Raw genomic sequence first — 20,937 nt, forward strand, 5'->3', positions numbered from 1 at the left:
GATTATGTCCAAAAAATGGGTTGCACTTCTGCTCGTTGTATGTATTGGTCTCGCCGGAGGCGTAGGCTTTATGCGAATGAATGCAGATACAGAAGGACCAGAAATTGTATTTACCTCTGAAGCACCTTCTGTATATCGTTCTGATATGAGTAATGAAGAACTTCTGACCGGAGTGACTGCAACTGACCGGAAAGATGGAGACGTTTCATCTTCTCTAACAGTAGAATCCGTGTATGAGATTGATGACTCACATGTCGCTGTTACTTATACTGCAAAAGACAATTCCAATAACATCACCAAGCAGAAATATGAGATGGAAATGGATCCATCCGATGCCGGCAAAGCTTCTGAAGATACATCTGCTTTTGGAGAAAAAACCGATAATGCAGATTCTGCGGCGACAACTGGTGTAGATGCTGAGCAGAGTAAAAATCCAGAGGCTGCTGATCATGCAGAAGAGAATGCAGATGTTGCTGCTGTTGAGGAAACGCCAACTCCTACACCGGAAGTTGATGAGGCTGCAGCAGAAAAAGAAAAACAAGAAGCGGAAGCAAATGCTATGTCTGATCAGAATCCTAGAATTTATCTCAAGGATTATCTGATCAAGGTCCCTGTGGGAACCTCTGTAGATCTGTTGTCCTATGTCAGTGAGATCAAAGATGATTCCGATGATGTATATACGCTCTGGCGGAAGGTACAGATCACAGGTGAAGTTAATTCTGCAGTTCCGGGGACATACAAATGTACTTACTATGTAATCGACTCACAAAATAACATTTCCAACAATGCAGTACTGACTGTAATTGTTGAATAATCAAACAGGATGTGAAAAAATGAGAATAACCAAAAAACAGGATCGCATGCCAGGAATCATCTTAACTATTTTACTATTTGTTGCAGAAATAGCGTTTACTGTATTGCTGCTCTATACAAACCTGCTTTCTGCCAAGTACATTGGTATCGTATTTGCAGTATTACTTGTTTTACTTCTGATCGATCATCTTCTGATTCGAAAATTCCGTAAACAGATTCGTTTCTGGATTGGAATCATATTGATGGTTATCATTCTTGCCGTTCTTGGAATTGCAAGTTTTTATATTTATAAAACAGTATCTGCACTTGATGATATTACAGGTGTTAATAAAGAGATCACCGAAATCAATGTATATGTCAAACAGGATGATGCAGCCCAGAGCCTTATGGATGCAGCCAGTTATTCATTTGGTATTCTGGCAGATCTCGATCGAGAAAACACAGACACTGCATTACAACAGATGGCAAGTGAGACCGGTGGGGAAGTAAGTACCAAAGAATACAGCAGCCTTACAGAACTTGCCGATGGACTTCTGAAAGGCGACTGTCAGGCAATCGTTCTTAACAGAGCATATCTGGATGTTTTTGATGAAATTGACAATTATGCAAGCTTTTCTTCTCAGATCCGTGAAATTGCATCTGAACAGGTAGAAAAACTGGTAGAACGTAATACTCCGGCACCGGTTCAGACAGATGTACAGGCAGAGGATTCTTCAGACACAACCCAGGATGCAGCTGTAACAGATCAGATTTATACGATTTTTGTCAGTGGTATCGATACACGGGGCGATATTACAGCTTCAAGTCGAAGTGATGTAAATATCGTCCTTACAGTCAATGCGCGGACCAAACAGGTATTGATGATTTCCACCCCACGAGATTATTATGTACCACTTTCTATTTCCAATGGAGTACCGGATAAACTTACACATGCAGGAATCTATGGTATCAACGTATGTATGGATACGCTGAATATGCTTTATGATACAGATATCAATTATTATTTCCGCCTGAATTTTGCCGGATTTGTGCAGATCATTGATGCACTTGGCGGAATTACCGTTGATTCTGATTATGATTTTACGACACAGAACAGTTCCGGTTATCATTTTACTAAAGGTCCTAATCAGGTAAATGGTGATCAGGCTCTTGCTTTCTGCCGCGAAAGATATGCATTTTCTGCCGGTGACCGTCAGCGAGGCAAAGACCAGATGAAAGTAATTCAGGGTGTTATCAATAAGGCAACCTCTCCGGATATCCTGAAAAATTATCTTTCACTTCTGGACAGCCTTTCCGGATGTTTTGAAACAAATATTCCATATGACGTTATTACCTCTCTGGTAAAACAGCAGCTCGATGAGGGCGGCAGCTGGCAGGTTCTTTCCTACAGTGTAGACGGTACAGGGGATACACAGAAGCCATATTCCATGAGTCAGAAAGCTTATGTTATGGTTCCTGATCAGACAACTGTTGACAAAGCCAAAACACTTATGCAGAAAGTTCGTCAGGGCTTCATGCTTTCTGAGGCAGATGTTTCTGCTCAGTAGAAATGTTTTGTCACTTTAAGTTGTTAAAAGAGCAGCAAAACGCTCTTGACAAATTTTTTATCAATTTGTATACTTTTAGAAGTATATTATAACGGCTTTGAAGGGAAGAAGTAGCCTAAGGAAAGCAGACAGAGAGTAGCCGGCTGGTGAGAGGCACATGCAGAACTTATGTGAATACATCCTGGAGCTTCGTACCGAAAATTTCAGTAGGCTACGACGGATTGGCACTCGTTATCGTGCTCAATGAGGCGGGAACTTTTCCTGCGAATTTAGGTGGTATCACGGGACCCGGTTCTCGTCCTAAACGGACAGGAACCGGGCTTTTTTAATACCATAGCATGCAGAATATACTGTGCCAAAACTTTTCTGCATTTCATTACAGGAGGAATTTATTATGACAGTATGGGAAGAATTGAAGGCCAGAGGCCTGATTGCCCAGGTAACAGATGAAGATGAAATCAAAGAAATGGTAAACAATGGAAAAGCAACATTTTATATCGGCTTTGACCCTACCGCTGATAGTCTTCATGTAGGACATTTTATGGCTCTTTGCCTGATGAAACGTCTGCAGATGGCAGGCAATCGTCCGATCGCACTTCTCGGTGGAGGTACCGGTATGATCGGAGATCCATCAGGAAGAACCGATATGCGTCAGATGATGACAAAAGAAACCATCCAGCACAATATTGACTGCTTCAAGAAACAGATGTCTCGTTTTATTGATTTTTCTGACGGAAAGGCACTGATGGTTAACAATGCGGACTGGCTTCTGAATCTGAATTATGTAGATCTGCTTCGTGATGTAGGCGCACATTTCTCAGTAAACCGTATGCTTACTGCTGAATGCTACAAACAGCGTATGGAAAGAGGACTTAGCTTCCTTGAATTCAACTACATGATCATGCAGAGTTATGACTTCTATATGTTATATCAGAAATACGGCTGCAACATGCAGTTTGGCGGTGATGATCAGTGGAGCAACATGCTCGGCGGTACAGAACTGATCCGTCGTAAACTTGGCAAAGATGCATACGCTATGACCATCACACTTCTTCTGAACTCAGAAGGCAAGAAGATGGGTAAGACACAGTCTGGTGCTGTATGGCTTGATCCGAACAAGACATCTCCATTTGATTTCTATCAGTATTGGAGAAATGTGGATGATGCAGACGTTATCAAATGCATGCGTCTTCTTACATTCCTTCCGCTTGAGCAGATCGACGAGATGGCAACATGGGAAGGAAGTCAGTTAAACAAAGCCAAAGAAATCCTTGCATATGAACTGACCAACCTGGTTCATGGTGAAGAAGAAGCCAAGAAAGCACAGGAAGGCGCAAGAGCACTTTTCTCTGGCGGAGCTGACACTGCACATATGCCGACCACAGAACTGACTGATGAAGACTTCGTAGAAGAAGGAACCATTGACCTTATTACCATGCTGATCAAAGCAGGTCTTGTTCCGACACGTTCTGAGGGGCGTCGTGCAATCGAGCAGGGTGGTGTTTCCATTGATGGTGAGAAGATCACAGACATCAAACACACGGTTTCCAAAGATACCCTTACAGGTGATGGAGTTGTCCTCAAGCGAGGCAAAAAGAAATTTAACAGAGTTTATGCCAAATAATAAGTATTTATATACTTTCTTTTAGGAGGAAAGAATCATGAAGAAATACGGAGTAAACGAACTTCGTCAGATGTTCCTTGATTTCATGGAGAGTAAAGGACATCTCGTAATGAAAAGCTTTTCCCTGGTACCACAGGGAGACAAGAGCCTCCTGCTGATCAATGCAGGTATGGCTCCACTGAAACCATATTTCACAGGTGCAGAGAAACCACCTAGAACAAGAGTCTCCACATGTCAGAAATGTATTCGTACCGGTGATATCGAAAATGTTGGAAAAACAGCACGTCATGGTACATTCTTTGAGATGCTTGGTAATTTCTCTTTTGGAGATTACTTCAAAACAGAAGCAATCCACTGGTCCTGGGAATTTCTGACAGAAGTTGTCGGTCTGGATGCAAACAGACTTTATCCATCTGTGTATCAGGACGATGATGAGGCTTTTGATATCTGGAATAAAGAAATCGGAATCCCGGCAGACAGAATTTTCCGTTTTGGTAAAGAAGATAATTTCTGGGAACATGGTGCAGGTCCATGTGGCCCATGTTCTGAAATCTATTATGACCGTGGGGAAAAATACGGTTGTGGCAAACCTGGCTGCACCGTAGGTTGTGACTGCGACCGTTACATGGAAGTATGGAACAATGTATTCACTCAGTTCGAAAACGATGGCAACGGAAATTATACAACTCTGAAACAGAAAAATATTGATACAGGTATGGGCCTTGAACGTCTGGCTGTTGTTGTACAGGATGTTGATTCTATCTTTGACGTAGATACCATCTGTGCACTTCGTAACCTGGTATGTGAGATTGCCGGCAAAGAATATGGGAAAAACTATCAGGATGATGTATCCATCCGTCTGATCACAGACCATATCCGCTCTGCTACATTTATGATCTCTGATGGTATCATGCCGACTAATGAGGGACGTGGATACGTACTCCGCCGTCTGATCCGTCGTGCAGCACGTCATGGACGTCTTCTGGGAATCGAGGGAAGCTTCCTCGCAAAACTCAGTGCAGAAGTGATCAATGGTTCCAAGGCCGGATATCCGGAACTGGAAGAAAAGAAAGAATTCATCTTTAAAGTTCTGACTAACGAAGAAAATCAGTTCAACAAAACTATCGATCAGGGACTTCGCATCCTCGGCGACATGGAGGAAGAGATAAAGGCTGCCGGAGAAAAAACTCTTTCCGGAGAAAATGCATTCAAACTGTATGATACTTACGGATTTCCACTTGACCTTACCAAAGAGATCCTTGAAGAAAAAGGCTATGGAATCGACGAAGAAGGCTTCCAGAAAGCAATGGAAGAACAGAGAGTCAAAGCACGTACCGCACGTGAAGTAACCAACTATATGGGAGCTGACGCCACTGTATATGATGAGATCGATGTTAACGTAACCACTAAATTCGAGGGATATGATCATCTTACTTATGATTCCGAGATTACAGTTCTCACAACTGAAAAAGAAATCGTAACTTCTCTGGTGGAAGGTCAAAAAGGTACTGTATTTGTAAAAGAGACACCATTCTACGCTACCATGGGTGGACAGGAAGGTGATTGCGGTGTAATTGAAACAGCAAACGGTAAATTTGTAGTAGAAGATACCATCAAACTTCGTGGTGGTAAATTCGGTCATGTCGGACGTATGGAATCCGGAATGCTTTCCACAGGAGAGACTGTAACCCTTAAGGTTAACGAGCAGGCCCGCCGTGACACAGAGAAAAACCACAGTGCAACACATCTTCTTCAGAAAGCACTCAAGACTGTTCTTGGTTCTCACGTGGAACAGAAAGGTTCTCTGGTAACTCCGGACAGACTCCGTTTTGACTTTGCTCACTTCCAGGCAATGACTCCAGAGGAAATTGCGCAGACAGAAACACTTGTAAACAAAGAGATTCAGGCTGCTCTTCCTGTAGTAACAGACGTTATGGATATTGAAGAAGCAAAGAAATCCGGTGCAATGGCTCTGTTCGGTGAAAAATACGATCAGAAAGTACGTGTTGTATCCATGGGTGATTTCTCAAAAGAACTCTGTGGTGGTACACATGTTAAAAACACGAGTTCCATCATGCTCTTCAAAATCGTATCTGAGGCAGGTATTGCAGCAGGGGTGCGTCGTATTGAGGCGTTGACAGGAAACGGCGTTATTGAATACTATAAAAAACAGGAGACTATGCTTCAGGAAGTTGCCAAAGCACTCAAAGCACAGCCTGCAGAAATTACTGAGAAGATCACACATCTTCAGGCAGAAGTAAAATCTCTCCAGAGCGAGAATGAATCTCTCAAGAGCAAACTGGCTCAGGGATCTCTCGGTGATGTTATGAACCAGATCGTTGATGTTAAAGGCGTAAAACTCCTTGCAGCCAAGGTTGAGGGCGTTGATATGAACGGACTTCGTGATCTTGGAGATCAGCTCAAAGAAAAGATCGGAGAAGGTGTTGTTGTTCTTGCAGCTGTAAACGGAGGTAAAGTAAACCTTCTTGCTATGGCTACAGATGCAGCTCAGAAAGCAGGAGCGCACGCTGGAAATCTTATTAAAGGTGTCGCAGCGATCGTAGGTGGTGGCGGCGGCGGTCGTCCAAACATGGCTCAGGCTGGTGGAAAAAATCCGGAAAAGGCAGACGAAGCAGTAAAAGCAGCAGCTGGAATTCTGGAACAGCAGCTCCACTAATAAGAACTGTTTTTTGATGAAATAATTTTTTTCTAAATTTAGCCAAAAAATGTTGACGAATGTTACAGCTATGTTATATAATAACATTCGTGCAAGAAAAATACCCAGACAGTTGTATTTTAGCACAATCTACAACTGGAGGGAGGTTAGGTGTGAGTCTATGTCAAACGTTATCGTAAAAGAAAACGAGACTTTAGATAGCGCTCTTCGCAGATTCAAGAGAAGCTGTGCAAAAGCAGGTATCCAGCAGGAAATCCGCAAAAGAGAGCATTACGAGAAACCAAGCGTTCGTCGTAAGAAAAAATCTGAAGCCGCAAGAAAACGTAAATATAATTAATTGTGCGCAAAAATCCCTGACGACAATTCCGTCAGGGATTTTTAAGATTTATGAATCGTCACTAAATTAACAATGCTGTAAAACAATAAAAAGGGACATTTATGCATCGTATCATTCATACCTTCAAGAAAATCTTACAGTTATTATTTAATCGAATTTTTTATGTTGCAGTTGCGCTGATGCTTCAGCTTACATGGTTGTTGATCACCGCATGGAGACTGGCAGCATATTCAAAATATATTTCGCATGTAATCAGTATGATCAGCATCCTGGTCGTACTCTGGATCGTAAACAAAAAGATCAATCCGTCTTATAAACTCGGATGGACGATTCTGATTCTCTGTCTCCCTGTTTTAGGAGTTATGTTGTATATACTTTTTGGTAAATCCAGAATTGCACAGGCAATCCAGAATAAATATGCACAGGTTCAGGAGGAAAGCTTTTCCTATATGAAACAGGATCCTGATGTCGCCAGAAGTCTTGAGGAATCCTCTCAATCTGCGGCAGTCCAGTCCAGATATATTCATCAATACTCCAGTTTCCCGGTTCACACTAATACAACTGCTGAATATTTCCAGGTAGGAGATGATATGTTCCCTGTGCTTGTTCGTGAACTGGAGCAGGCAGAACATTATATCTACATCGAATATTTTATTATCAATGATGGCGTGATGTGGCGAACGATTCTGGATATTCTTGAACGAAAAGCAACCGAAGGAGTTGACGTCCGCCTGATTTATGATGGTTTTGGATGCCTCACAACACTTCCCTATCATTATGAACGCTTTCTTCGCGAAAAAGGCATTCAATGCCAGGTTTTTAATCCATTTCGTCCGCTTCTGAATATCGTTCAAAATAATCGTGATCATCGTAAAATCTGTGTTATTGATGGTAAAACAGGATTCACCGGCGGAATTAACCTTGCTGATGAATATATTAATCAGAAGCGTCGTTTTGGTCACTGGAAAGATACGGCAGTCATGCTGAAAGGAGAAGCTGTCTGGAATATGACCGTTATGTTCCTGCACATGTGGAATGTAATTGCCAATTCATCCGAGCCAATTGACCATGAACTGCATCTGCCACATCATTTTCATCCAGACTCATTTGAAAGTGACGGATATGTACAGCCCTACAGTGATACACCTCTTGATGGAGAAATTGTTGGTGAAAATGTTTACCTCAACATCATTAACCGTGCCCGCAAATATGTATATATCTGCACGCCTTATCTGATCATTGATAATGAAATGATGACGGCTCTCTGTCTGGCAGCCAAAAGTGGCGTTGATGTCCGTATTATGACACCAGGGATTCCTGATAAAAAAATGGTCTTCTTATTGACACAGTCTTATTATGAACAACTTCTGGAGGCAGGTGTTCATATTTATGAATACCAGCCAGGTTTCCTTCATGCAAAGTCTTTCGTCTGCGATGATGAAATCGCCGTCGTTGGGACAATCAACCTGGATTACCGCAGTCTGTATCTGCATTTTGAAAATGGTGTATGGTTTTATAAAAACAAAGTTATCCAGGACATCTTGTCTGACTTTCAGGAAACACTCAATTACTGTGATCCGATCAGTATTGATTTCTGTCGGAACCGAAACATTGTCATACGGGCTTTTCAGAGTATTCTTCGCCTGTTTGCACCTTTACTCTGACATCCATTTGGATGAAGCTTTTTTACAGAAACAGTATCCTCCGCGGATTTTAACTGCGGAAAGATACTGTTTTTATGTTTCTTAGGTATATTTTTATGATTGTCCGCTACAATAATACTAAAGTGCCTGACAGGAAAATTTTTATGAGAAATAACAAAATCCTCCGCAAAAAATATCTTCTCCTTCCGTTATGTTTCTTTTTTCTGCTTTTACATATCTGTATGATCTCTGTCTATGCCGGACAGGAAAATTCCACATCCGGTCCCGAACTTTCTGCTCCCAGCGCTGTTCTTATGGAGGCTGAAACCGGACAGTTCGTATATGCCAAGGATAAAGATACTCGCAGAAGTCCGGCAAGTGTCACAAAGATTATGACATTGATACTTATTTTTGACCATTTACATGCTGGGGACATTTCCCTGACTGATCCAGTCACAACAAGCGCACATGCAAAATCCATGGGCGGATCACAGGTTTTTCTTGAAGAAGGAGAGATACAGACAGTAGAAACGCTTATAAAATGTATCGTCATTGCCTCAGGTAATGATGCCAGTGTGGCAATGGCCGAGTTTATCTCCGGTTCAGAACAGGAATTTGTAGCACAGATGAACCTGCGTGCTGACCGTCTGGGAATGAAAAATACTCACTTTATTGACTGCTGTGGTCTGACGGATTCTGACGAGCATTACACAACCGCAAATGATATTGCGATCATGAGTCGGGAACTCATCGTAAAATATCCGGAAATTCTTGATTATTCTTCTATATGGATGGAAACGATTATCCATGAAACAAGTCAGGGAATCAAAGAATTCGGACTCACCAATACCAATCGACTGATTCGGACTTATCCCGGATGCAGAGGACTCAAAACGGGGAGTACTAGTAAAGCAGGATTTTGTCTCTCAGCAACAGCAGAGAGAAATAGCCTGAAACTGATATCTGTGGTAATGGCTGCTCCTGATTATAAAGCAAGATTAAAAGATGCCGCAGCTCTTCTGGATTACGGATTTTCCAGATGCAGCATCTATGAAGATAACACTCCGGAGTCACTCCCTGCTATCCCTGTAAAAAGAGGACTTCACAGATCAGCAGCTGTTCAATATGGAAAAACTTTTCGCTATTTAAGTACCGATGGAACAAAGATTACGACAGTGAACAAAAAATACATCCATCCTGCCTCTGTGAACGCCCCTGTAAAAAAAGGAGAAAAGGCTGGAGAAATCATATATTTTTCCGGTCAGAAGGAGCTTGGTCGCATACCGGTCATATATTCTGAATCAATAAGAATCAGAAAATATACCGATTGTCTGAAAGATACCCTCTGTACTTTCTGGTGTTAACAATTATTTTGACAATTTCCTTCTGTTCGAGGTATAATAAAATCCAAATGGTTGCTGTAGACGAAATAAACAGCAATTCCAGAGTGATTTCGACAGAATTTCGCAGGAACAGGAGATGGATGCAATGAAAGAGATTCGTACAGAAGATGCTGTCGGGCATGTGCTTTGCCATGATATAACACAAATTATAAAGGATGAAAAAAAGGGTGTTCTCTTTAAAAAAGGTCACATCGTTCGCGAAGAAGATATTCCGGCACTTCTTTCCGTCGGAAAAGAACATCTTTATGTTTGGGAAAAACAAGAGGGTATTCTTCACGAAAATGAAGCGGCAGAAATTCTCTACCATATATCCGCTGATATTCATATGCACGGCAGTGATATCAAAGAAGGAAAGATCGAATTGATTGCCGACTGTGATGGCGTACTCAAAATCCGCCGAGATGTATTGCTTGCAGTCAACAGCCTGGGTGAAATGATGATTGCTTCCAGACATGGTGATTTTCCTGTAAAAAAAGGAGATAAAATTGCCGGAACGAGAATCATTCCTCTGGTTATCGAAAAATCCAAAATGGATAAGGCAAAGAAAGTGGCCGGAACAAAACCGATTTTTTCCATCCTTCCGTACCGTTCTAAAAAAGTTGGAATCATTACGACCGGAAGCGAAGTACAAAAAGGACTGATCAAAGATACTTTCACTCCAGTCTTGAAAGAAAAACTTGACGAATTCTCATGTCAGATTTTGGGGCAGACACTGCCTGGGGATGAGCGCAGCCAGATTACCTCAGATATTCTGAGCTTTATAGACCAGGGTGCTGATATGGTGATCTGCAGCGGAGGAATGAGTGTAGACCCTGACGATCGTACCCCCGGTGCTATCAAAGATACCGGCGCAGAAGTTGTCACATATGGAGCACCGGTTCTTCCTGGTGCCATGCTTCTTCTTTCCTATTACCAAAATAATGATAAAATCATTCCTATCCTTGGTCTTCCAGGCTGTGTCATGTATGCCAGACGGACTGTATTCGATCTTATCCTTCCCCGTATTATGGCCGATGACCGGATTTGCGCAGATGAAATTGCATCATATGGTGAGGGAGGACTTTGTCTGAACTGTGATGTCTGTACTTTTCCAAACTGTGGCTTTGGCAAATAATCCGTATTACAAAGGAGTATAATGAAAAGTTTTAAGATAAGTACTTATAACATTTCCAGTACCAGGCTTACCGGCAAACAAAAAGTTACTTTCGCCATTCTTGCAGATCTGCATGGCCTTGTATTTGGAAAGAATCACCAGACTTTATACAAAGCAATTATTGCCAGTCAGCCTGATGCAGTTCTGGTCTGCGGTGATCTGGTTGTAAGCAGAGACACAGAAACTCTGGAAGCGGCAGCTGGTCTGCTGCTCCGGATCTGTGATCAGATTCCTGTTTTTTATGCACTTGGAAATCACGAATACAAAATGCTCCTCAATCCAGAGACTGAGATTTTCTATTCAAACTATGAAAAACTGCTTACATCTGCCGGCATTTGTTTTCTTCACAATGAACATACATCTGTTCAGTTGAAGGGAAATGATTTTGTATTTCATGGACTTGAACTTCCAGTCGAATATTATCACAAACCGAATTCACCGGCTTTGAGTCTGACAGCAATGGAAGAGATGATCGGTACACCTTCCCAACCGGGATTTCATGTATTACTGGCACATAATCCCAAATATGGAAATACTTATTTTTCCTGGGGAGCTGATCTGATTCTTTCAGGGCATTATCACGGAGGAGTTTTGCGTCTGGATCAAAACCATGGTCTCACCTGTCCTCAGTACCTGCTCTTTCCACCATTCTGTTGTGGGGAATTTAAAAAAGGAAAGCAGCATATGATCGTAAGTGCCGGTCTTGGCGAGCATACCATTCCTGTCCGTATCCATAATCCAAGGGAACTTGTTCTTATAAACCTGTATCCCCAATCTACAAAATCAGTAAAGGAACACTGAAGATGGCAATACCTGTTAAAATTAATGTATTCGAAGGTCCTCTTGACCTTCTTCTCCATCTGATTGAAAAAAACGAAATAGACATTTACGATATTCCAATCGTAGAGATCACAGATCAGTATATGGAATATCTGCATTCCATGGAGCAGGAAGACTTGGGAACAATGAGCGAATTCATGGTCATGGCGGCCACACTTCTGGATATCAAATGTAAGATGCTACTTCCAAAAGAAGTAAATGAAGAGGGCGAAGAAGAAGATCCCCGCGAGGAACTTGTACAGAAACTTCTGGAATACAAAATGTATAAATACATGTCCTATGAACTGAAGGATTACATGGATAATGCTGCCGGCGTTTTTTATAAAAACCCCAGCATTCCTGATGAAGTATTGAAATATCGTGAACCGGTTGATCCGGCAGAACTTCTCGCCGGACTGACTCTGGAGAAACTCAACAATATCTATCAGTCTATCCTGAAAAAGCAGGAGTCAAAGATTGATCCGATCCGAAGCAAATTTGGAACAATTGAAAAAGAAGAAGTCAGTCTTTCTGACAAAATGCTGGCAATGAAAAGCTATGCAGCCGAACACCGGAAATTCAGTTTTCGTCAGCTACTCACCAGCCAGTCATCCAGAGTTCAGGTTATCGTAACCTTTCTATCTATCCTGGAGTTAATGAAAATGGGCTATATTCATGTACAACAGGACGAGCTGTTTGATGATATTCAGGTCGATGTCACACAGGATCCGGAAACCTGGACACATTTGACAGAATTCGCAGATGAATAATGATAATTCCGTAACGAAATATAAAACCTGAGGAAATTATATATGGAAATAAAAAAATTAGAAGCTGCAATTGAAGCAATTTTGTTTACAATGGGTGAATCGGTAGAACTGTCGCAGATTGCAGATGCTATTCAACAGGATAAAGAAACCACTCGTAAGATCATTCAAAATATGATGGACAAATACCAGAAAAAAGATCGTGGTATCCAGATCATTGAACTGGAACAGTCTTATCAGCTTTGCAGCAAAAAAGAATACTATGAATGTCTTATCCGGCTTGCGATGCATCCCAAAAAGCCGGCACTTACAGATGTCATGCTGGAAACGCTTTCCATCATTGCATATAAACAGCCGGTAACCAAAGCAGAAATCGAAAAAATTCGAGGCGTCAAATGTGACCACGCCATCAATAAATTAGTAGAATATGAACTTGTCAGAGAGCTGGGACGTTTGGACGCTCCGGGTCGCCCGATTCTTTTTGGAACAACAGAAGAATTTCTCCGATGCTTTGGTGTTCAGGGCCTCGAAGAGCTGCCTTCTGTTGATCCGGTGCGTCTGGAAGATTTTAAAGCAGAAGCCGAAGAGGAGATTCAGTTGAAGCTAGATATTTAGGAAAGTGGGGTGCCCCAGATGCCAACTACTTATGCACATGATCTGTTTGGTAAAAAAATATATGCAAAACTTCCTGCTGAAATTCAGAAAGTGATTCGCAGAAATACAAACCTATATCGAATTGGTCTTCATGGACCGGATATTCTCTTCTATGATATGCTAAAACCTAAAGTTACGGAAACCGGTATCGCCATGCACAGAGAATGTGCAGCACCATTCTTTGAAAGAGGAATGACACTCGTAAGAACAACTCATGACGAAAAATTACTTGCTTATCTGCTCGGATTTGGATGTCACTATCTTCTTGACAGTGCCTGTCATCCATTCGTTTACGAGATGGCTGAACGCAATGTCATCTCACATACCCTGCTTGAAAAAGAATTTGACAGAACGCTGATGCTCGAAACTCACAAAGATCCATATCATTATTACCCGGCCTGTGGCATTGTTCCCCGCGTTACGTATGCACGAGTGATTCACAGAGCTATTCCCAGAATACGGACGAAGGAAATAATGTCTTCTCTAAGGTTGATAAAACTGATCACCAACTGTCTTGTATACGATAATCATGGACGCCGGAAAAAATTCCTGATGTTCCTGTCTCGAGTTGCTGGAAAAAAACTTTCTTCTGAAATGATGGAATATTTTATGGAAAAAGACCCGGTTCCAGGAAGTGCAGTGCCTGTACACACACTTCACGGATTATACAATCATGCTCTGGCACAGGCACCTCAGGAACTGACGGAATTATTCCAATTGTCAAAAAAAGAATTTCCTCTGTCAGAAAGATGGTTTCTGACATACAATGGATGATCGGAATGATTGCTTTTCTGTCTGCATAAAATAGTTCTATATGAATTAAGGAGGGACTATGAATAGCAGACAAAATATTTTTATCTTTTCGTTGATCATAATTTTACTGACACCCGGTTGGTCTGTATTTGCATCAGAAAAGTCTCCCGGTAATCTTTATGCATTGTCAGCAGTATTGATGGATGGTGATTCCGGACGAGTTCTCTATCAGAAATCAGGTAATACACCTCGTCCGAACGCGAGCACTACCAAAGTAATGACCTGCATTCTTGCTCTTGAAAACGGAAAGGGCGATGACTATGTCAAGGTTTCTGCAAATGCTGTCAGTCAACCGGAAGTACGCCTTGGTCTTTCGATCGGAGAACAATATTATCTGGAAGACCTTCTTTATTCCCTGATGTTGCAGAGTCATAATGATTCTGCCGTTGCGATTGCTGAATGTATCGGTGGATCTGTAGATAATTTTTCAGCTATGATGAATGCAAAGGCAAAAGAAATCGGATGTAAAAACACACACTTTGTCACTCCGAATGGACTGGATGCAGAAAATTCTGGTGGAACACATCACACAACTGCAGAAGATCTGGCTCTGATCATGCGTTATGCAATCCACAATGATGTCTTTCTGAAGATTACACAGACAGAAGAGTATTCTTTTTCTGATTTAAGTAAAAAACGACACTTTTCGCTCCATAACACCAATGCACTACTTCATATGACGGACGGTGTACTTGCCGGGAAAACCGGATATACCGGTGATGCCGGATATTGTTATGTTTGTGCCTGTCAGAAAGATAACAAAACTTTTATCATTGCCCTTCTTGGTGCCGGCTGGCCTAACCATAAAAATTACAAATGGCATGATACTTTGGAACTTCTTAATTATGGAAACAGCAACTATGAATACCGGAGTTTCTGGCAAGAGCCGGAGCTTTCTTATATTCCCGTTGAAAATGGTATTCTGAATGATTTCGGTTCAGGAAGTTCTGTATATACAGGAGGTCAGATTTCTGTTTCGGATAACGAAAAAAACAGACAGATTCTGATTAGCTCAGATGACCGGTTGCAATATCAGATCCGTTTAAAAGAACATCTAAGTGCTCCTGTCAGAAGAGGCGAACAGATTGGACAGATCATTTATTTTCTTAATGATAACAAATTTTTTTCCTGTCCAATATTGGCAACAGAAAACATTCAGAAAAATACATTCACCCATTGCGCAGAACTTGTATTTAAGAATTTTTTTCATTAACAGACCTGACTTCTCCTGTTACGGGAGAAGTTTTTGCGTTTTAGGAAATTACTCTGTAATATTCCAATAACATATCGACATATCAGAACCCTACTGTAAAAAAAACGACATGGGAGTTAAACTTTTAACAAAAAAACAGGAAATCTATTGAAAAAATATTGAAAACAGGTTACAATTATAATCGGCTAAAATTTTGGTTATATTTTTAAAATTTTATAAAATGGAGGGCAAGAAAGAATGAGTAATGCAACACAAAGCTTAGCAGGCACAAGAATCACTTCTTTGCTTGACGCAAACAGTTTTGTTGAAATCGGAAAAAGCGTAACAGCCAGATCCACAGATTTCAATTTAACTGAAACAAAAGCGCCTTCAGACGGTGTTATCACCGGATATGGTGTGATCGACGGAAATCTTGTATATGTATACAGCCAGGATGCTTCCGTATTAAACGGAACTGTTGGTGAAATGCATGCCAGAAAGATTACCGCTCTGTATGACCTTGCAATGAAGACTGGAGCTCCTGTGATCGGTCTTGTTGACTGTGCAGGTATGCGTCTTCAGGAGGCTACTGATGCTCTTGAAGCATTTGGATCCATCTATCTGAAACAGACACTGGCTTCCGGAATGATTCCACAGATTACAGCTGTATTCGGTACATGCGGTGGTGGAATGGCAATTATTCCGGCTCTGACAGATTTCACATTTATTGAATCCCAAAAAGGCAAAATGTTCGTAAACAGCCCGAATGCACTGGATGGCAATTACACAGAAAAATGCGATACATCAGCTGCTGCATTCCAGAGCGAGGAAACAGGTCTTGTAGACGGAACAGGCTCCGAAGAAGAAATTCTTGGACAGATCCGTCAGTTGATCGGACTTCTTCCTTCTAATTTTGAAGATAATGATTCCTTCGTAGAATGTACAGATGATCTGAACCGCACCTGTGACGATATCACAGCATGTGCAGGTGATACATCCATCGCACTTTCCAGAATCGCTGACAACGGCATTTTCTTCGAAACAAAGAAAGATTACGGCAAAGATATTGTAACTGGTTTCCTGCGTCTGAACGGAGCTACTGTCGGTGCTGTAGCCAACAGAACAGAAGTATATGATGCTGAGGGAAATAAAGCCGAAGAATTCGATGGTACTATTTCTGCAAGAGGTGCAAGAAAAGCAGCTGGATTCGTTAAATTCTGTGACGCATTCGATATCCCGGTTCTGACACTTACCAATGTAACCGGATTCAAAGCAACTCTCTGCAGTGAAAAAATGATTGCCAAAGCAGTTGGAGAAATGATCCATGCATTTGCAGATGCAACTGTTCCGAAGGTAAACGTTGTAATCGGTAAAGCATATGGAACTGCTTACATTGCAATGAACAGCAAATCCGTAGGTGCGGATCTTGTATACGCATGGGATAATGCAGAAATCGGTATGATGGATGCCTCTCTTGCAGCCAAGATCATGTATCCTGGTGAAGAAGCTGCAGTTCTTAATGAAAAAGCAGCTGTATACAGAGAACTCCAGTCCAATGTAGAATCCGCAGCAGCAAGAGGATATGTTGATACTGTGATTGCTCCAGCTGATACACGTAAATATGTAATCGGAGCTTTTGAAATGCTTTTCACAAAGAGAGAAGACCGTCCATCCAAAAAACATGGCACAGTCTAAGTGAGGTGAGCATATGAATCAGATGTTTAAAAAAGCTTCCTCCGTCTTTACAGCAATTGTATGCGCCGCATCTATTACATTCTCCGGCGCATCACTGGTTCTGGCAGACGGTGAAATTGATGAGCAGACAAAGACAACGATCGAAACAACTGCCGAAGGACTGACCAATACAATCATTCCGCTGACAGAAGATGAGATTGCAGCATATATGGAATCCGGAGATGCATTCACTGAAAATGCCATGACAGCATGGGATAGTGCAAGAGAAGACCTCGGTGATCTGAAGAAAGCCGGATCTGCTGAAATTGAATATTCCAATGATGAATATACAGCAACTGTACCTGTTGAATTCGAAAAAGAAGATGCTGAATTCATTTATGTATTCGACAAAAATCTTACTCCGACTTCACTGTCAGTAGATGTGAAATATTCCTTTGCTACAACCATGAAAAATGCAGCACTGAATACTATAATGGGACTCGGAACTGTATTTGTAATTCTTATCATGCTGATCTTCCTGATTTCTCTGTTCCAGTTCATTCCTGGTTCCGGAGCACAGCAGGAAAAAGCTAAGAAAAAAGCAGCAGAAGAGGCAGCTTCTGCACCGACACCGGCTCCGGTTGCCGCAGCTCCAGTGCAGGAAGCTGACAATTCCGAACTGATCGCTGTAATTGCAGCAGCTATCGCAGCATCCGAAGGAACTTCAACAGACGGATTTGTTGTTCGTTCCATCCGCAAAATCAATCGTAAAAAAAGGTAATTGACCATTAGGAGGATTTAAAATGAAAAGTTATACAATCACTGTAAACGGAACAGCATATGAAGTTACTGTAGAAGAAACAGGAAGCGTTTCCGCTCCAACAGCAGCACCGGTTGCAGCTCCGAAAGCGGCTCCGGCAGCAGCTCCAAAAGCAGCAGCTCCGGCAGCAGGCGCAGGCGCTGTTAAAGTTAGCGCTTCTGTACCAGGTAAGGTTCTCAAAGTTGTTGCTTCTGTAGGACAGGCAGTAAAAGCCGGTGACAACATCATTATCCTGGAATCCATGAAAATGGAGATCCCGGTAGTTGCTCCGCAGGATGGTACAGTAGCCAGCATCGATACATCCGAAGGTGCATCCGTAGAAAACGGAGATACTCTGGCTACAATGAACTAGGACGGGAGGTAATCAAATGTCTTATGTAACAGAAACCTTGTCCAACCTGATCCATCAGACAGCATTCTTTAATCTTACATGGGGAAACTATCTGATGATCGCGGTGGCGTGTGTATTCTTATTCCTTGCTATCAAAAAAGGATTTGAACCGCTTCTTCTGGTTCCGATTGCTTTTGGTATGCTTCTGGTAAATATCTACCCGGACATTATGGCAAATCCGGAAGACATGTCCAACGGTGTTGGTGGTCTTCTGCATTACTTCTATCTGCTTGATGAATGGAGTATTCTTCCATCCCTGATTTTCATGGGCGTTGGTGCAATGACGGACTTTGGTCCGCTGATTGCCAATCCGAAGAGTTTCCTTCTGGGAGCAGCTGCACAGCTTGGTATTTATGTTGCATATTTCCTTGCAATCTTTCTTGGATTCAACGGAAAAGCAGCAGCAGCCATTTCCATCATCGGTGGAGCAGATGGCCCTACCTCTATTTTCCTTGCTGGAAAACTTGGACAGACTACTTTAATGGGACCGATTGCAGTGGCGGCATATTCCTATATGTCTCTGGTTCCGATCATTCAGCCGCCAATCATGAAACTTTGTACGACTGAAAAAGAACGTAAGATCAAAATGGATCAGCTTCGTCCGGTAAGTAAACTGGAAAAGATTCTTTTCCCGATCGTTATCACAATCGTTGTATGCTTACTTCTTCCTACAACAGCTCCGCTGGTAGGTATGCTGATGCTCGGTAACCTGTTCCGTGAATCAGGTGTCGTTAAACAGCTGACAGAAACTGCATCCAATGCCCTGATGTACATCGTAGTTATCCTGCTTGGTACATCTGTAGGTGCTTCTACAAGTGCAGAAGCATTCCTTAATGTTGATACTCTGAAAATCGTTGTTCTCGGACTTGTCGCATTTGCATTCGGTACATTCGGCGGATGTATGCTTGGTAAACTGATGTGCAAACTCTCCGGTGGAAAGATCAATCCTCTGATCGGTTCCGCAGGTGTATCTGCCGTTCCTATGGCAGCGCGAGTTTCCCAGAAGGTCGGTGCAGAAGCAGATCCTACAAACTTCCTGCTGATGCATGCAATGGGACCTAACGTAGCCGGTGTAATCGGAACAGCTGTTGCAGCTGGAACATTCATGGCTATCTTCGGAGTTTAATTTCACCTGGTGAATCGAACTTCCTTATAAAAAATACAAGGAGAATTAATATGGCTGAATTAGAAAAAAAACCTGTAAAAATCGTGGAAACTGTTCTCCGTGATGCTCATCAGTCTCTGATTGCAACAAGACTTACCACAGAACAGATGCTCCCGATCGTTGATAAAATGGACAAAGTCGGCTACCACGCAGTAGAGTGCTGGGGTGGAGCTACTTTCGATGCTTCCCTTCGTTTCCTGAAAGAAGACCCATGGGAAAGACTCCGTAAATTACGTGACGGTTTCAAAAACACAAAACTTCAGATGCTGTTCCGTGGACAGAATATCCTTGGATATCGTCCATACGCAGATGACGTAGTAGAATACTTCGTACAGAAATCTGCTGCTAACGGAATCGACATTATCCGTATTTTTGACTGCCTTAACGATATGCGTAACCTTCAGACAGCAGTAAAAGCTGCCAACAAAGAAAAAGCACATGCACAGGTTGCTCTTTCTTACACATTAGGTGATGCATACACTCTTGAGTACTGGGTAAATATTGCAAAACGTATCGAAGAGATGGGTGCAGATTCCATCTGTATCAAAGATATGGCCGGTCTGCTTCTTCCATATAAAGCAACTGAGCTTGTTGGAGCACTGAAAGATGCTGTCAGCATTCCGATCGACCTCCATACTCACTATACTTCCGGTGTTGCTTCTATGACATACCTGAAAGCAGTAGAAGCAGGTGTTGATATTATTGATACTGCAATGTCTCCATTTGCTCTGGGAACTTCCCAGCCGGCAACAGAGGTTATGGTAGAAACCTTCAAAGGCACACCATATGATACTGGATTTGATCAGAAACTTCTGGCTGAGATTGCTGATTACTTCCGTCCGATCCGTGACGAAGCTCTTGACAGCGGACTTCTTAATCCTAAGAACCTTGGTGTTAACATCAAGACTCTTCTGTATCAGGTACCAGGCGGAATGCTTTCCAACCTGACATCTCAGCTGAAAGAACAGCACGCAGAAGATAAGTTCTACGATGTTCTTGAAGAAGTTCCGAAGGTTCGTAAAGACCTCGGTGAGCCGCCGCTCGTTACACCATCTTCCCAGATTGTTGGTACACAGGCTGTATTTAACGTTCTTATGGGTGAAAGATACAAGATGGTTACAAAAGAAACAAAAGATATCCTGTTAGGAAAATACGGTGCAACTGTAAAACCTTTCAACCAGGAAGTACAGAAGAAGTGTATCGGCGATGCTAAACCGATCACCTGCCGTCCGGCAGACCTGCTTGAAAACGAAATGGACAAACTTGAAAAAGAAGTTGCTCCATACAAAGAGCAGGATGAGGACGTTCTGTCCTATGCACTGTTCCCTCAGGTAGCTACTGATTTCTTCAAATACCGTCAGGCACAGGAGAAAAAAGTAGACGAAAAAGCAGCAGATACAAAGAACGGAGCATATCCGGTATAAAACAAAGGTGCAGGCCTGTCA

At 42.1% G+C, this 20,937-nt stretch carries 18 protein-coding genes and 1 other annotated feature; all 18 genes read left to right on the top strand.

The window, feature by feature from the left end; translation table 11 throughout:
- The first annotated feature begins 4 nt into the window (after positions 1 to 4).
- The 18 genes from LI112_RS03460 (at position 5) to LI112_RS03545 (ending at position 20,916) form a co-directional block, all read left to right on the top strand.
- Entirely contained in the window at positions 5 to 814 is an 810-nt protein-coding gene (locus tag LI112_RS03460; RefSeq protein ID WP_005424508.1) for an immunoglobulin-like domain-containing protein, read from the top strand.
- 19 nt (positions 815 to 833) lie between these two features.
- A complete protein-coding gene (locus tag LI112_RS03465; protein WP_005424509.1) occupies positions 834 to 2,360 on the top strand; it encodes an LCP family protein in 1,527 nt (508 codons plus the stop codon).
- An 88-nt stretch (positions 2,361 to 2,448) separates the two neighbouring features.
- Positions 2,449 to 2,666: a binding site (T-box leader), on the top strand.
- Positions 2,667 to 2,754: 88 nt separating this feature from the next.
- Positions 2,755 to 3,984, top strand: a complete 1,230-nt coding sequence (gene tyrS, locus LI112_RS03470) for a tyrosine--tRNA ligase (protein ID WP_005424510.1) — start codon at positions 2,755 to 2,757, stop codon at positions 3,982 to 3,984.
- Between the two features lie 37 nt (positions 3,985 to 4,021).
- On the top strand, positions 4,022 to 6,661 hold the full coding sequence (alaS, locus tag LI112_RS03475) for an alanine--tRNA ligase (protein ID WP_173908054.1): 2,640 nt from the start codon (positions 4,022 to 4,024) through the stop codon (positions 6,659 to 6,661).
- 160 nt (positions 6,662 to 6,821) lie between these two features.
- Complete coding sequence (gene rpsU, locus LI112_RS03480) at positions 6,822 to 6,998, top strand: 30S ribosomal protein S21 (RefSeq protein WP_004222305.1); 177 nt, start codon at positions 6,822 to 6,824, stop codon at positions 6,996 to 6,998.
- 101 nt (positions 6,999 to 7,099) lie between these two features.
- Positions 7,100 to 8,662: a cardiolipin synthase gene (gene cls / locus LI112_RS03485; protein ID WP_005424515.1), complete on the top strand. Its 1,563-nt coding sequence runs from the start codon at positions 7,100 to 7,102 to the stop codon at positions 8,660 to 8,662.
- A 221-nt stretch (positions 8,663 to 8,883) separates the two neighbouring features.
- A complete protein-coding gene (locus LI112_RS03490; protein ID WP_195968427.1) occupies positions 8,884 to 10,005 on the top strand; it encodes a D-alanyl-D-alanine carboxypeptidase family protein in 1,122 nt (373 codons plus the stop codon).
- Between the two features lie 124 nt (positions 10,006 to 10,129).
- Positions 10,130 to 11,158, top strand: coding sequence for a molybdopterin-binding protein (locus LI112_RS03495; RefSeq protein ID WP_173908056.1), 1,029 nt, complete (start codon positions 10,130 to 10,132; stop codon positions 11,156 to 11,158).
- 21 nt (positions 11,159 to 11,179) lie between these two features.
- Entirely contained in the window at positions 11,180 to 11,998 is an 819-nt protein-coding gene (locus tag LI112_RS03500; protein ID WP_022388814.1) for a metallophosphoesterase, read from the top strand.
- A 2-nt stretch (positions 11,999 to 12,000) separates the two neighbouring features.
- Entirely contained in the window at positions 12,001 to 12,786 is a 786-nt protein-coding gene (locus LI112_RS03505; RefSeq protein ID WP_227190237.1) for a ScpA family protein, read from the top strand.
- A gap of 42 nt (positions 12,787 to 12,828) precedes the next feature.
- Entirely contained in the window at positions 12,829 to 13,398 is a 570-nt protein-coding gene (scpB, locus tag LI112_RS03510) for an SMC-Scp complex subunit ScpB (protein WP_005424520.1), read from the top strand.
- 18 nt (positions 13,399 to 13,416) lie between these two features.
- On the top strand, positions 13,417 to 14,211 hold the full coding sequence (locus LI112_RS03515) for a zinc dependent phospholipase C family protein (RefSeq protein WP_022388815.1): 795 nt from the start codon (positions 13,417 to 13,419) through the stop codon (positions 14,209 to 14,211).
- 58 nt (positions 14,212 to 14,269) lie between these two features.
- A complete protein-coding gene (locus tag LI112_RS03520) occupies positions 14,270 to 15,463 on the top strand; it encodes a D-alanyl-D-alanine carboxypeptidase family protein (protein ID WP_227190238.1) in 1,194 nt (397 codons plus the stop codon).
- Positions 15,464 to 15,700: 237 nt separating this feature from the next.
- A complete protein-coding gene (locus LI112_RS03525) occupies positions 15,701 to 17,137 on the top strand; it encodes an acyl-CoA carboxylase subunit beta (RefSeq protein WP_227190239.1) in 1,437 nt (478 codons plus the stop codon).
- A gap of 13 nt (positions 17,138 to 17,150) precedes the next feature.
- Entirely contained in the window at positions 17,151 to 17,897 is a 747-nt protein-coding gene (locus LI112_RS03530; protein ID WP_227190240.1) for an OadG family transporter subunit, read from the top strand.
- 22 nt (positions 17,898 to 17,919) lie between these two features.
- Positions 17,920 to 18,288 carry a biotin/lipoyl-containing protein gene (locus LI112_RS03535; RefSeq protein WP_005424526.1) on the top strand — a complete coding sequence of 123 codons (369 nt, stop codon included), beginning with the start codon at positions 17,920 to 17,922 and terminating at the stop codon, positions 18,286 to 18,288.
- 16 nt (positions 18,289 to 18,304) lie between these two features.
- A complete protein-coding gene (locus LI112_RS03540) occupies positions 18,305 to 19,453 on the top strand; it encodes a sodium ion-translocating decarboxylase subunit beta (protein ID WP_005424527.1) in 1,149 nt (382 codons plus the stop codon).
- Positions 19,454 to 19,503: 50 nt separating this feature from the next.
- On the top strand, positions 19,504 to 20,916 hold the full coding sequence (locus tag LI112_RS03545; RefSeq protein ID WP_005424528.1) for an oxaloacetate decarboxylase subunit alpha: 1,413 nt from the start codon (positions 19,504 to 19,506) through the stop codon (positions 20,914 to 20,916).
- Positions 20,917 to 20,937 lie beyond the last annotated feature (21 nt).

This window comes from Blautia sp. 210820-DFI.6.14 (genome assembly GCF_020558815.1).
Taxonomy (GTDB): Bacteria; Bacillota; Clostridia; order Lachnospirales; family Lachnospiraceae; genus Blautia_A; species Blautia_A obeum.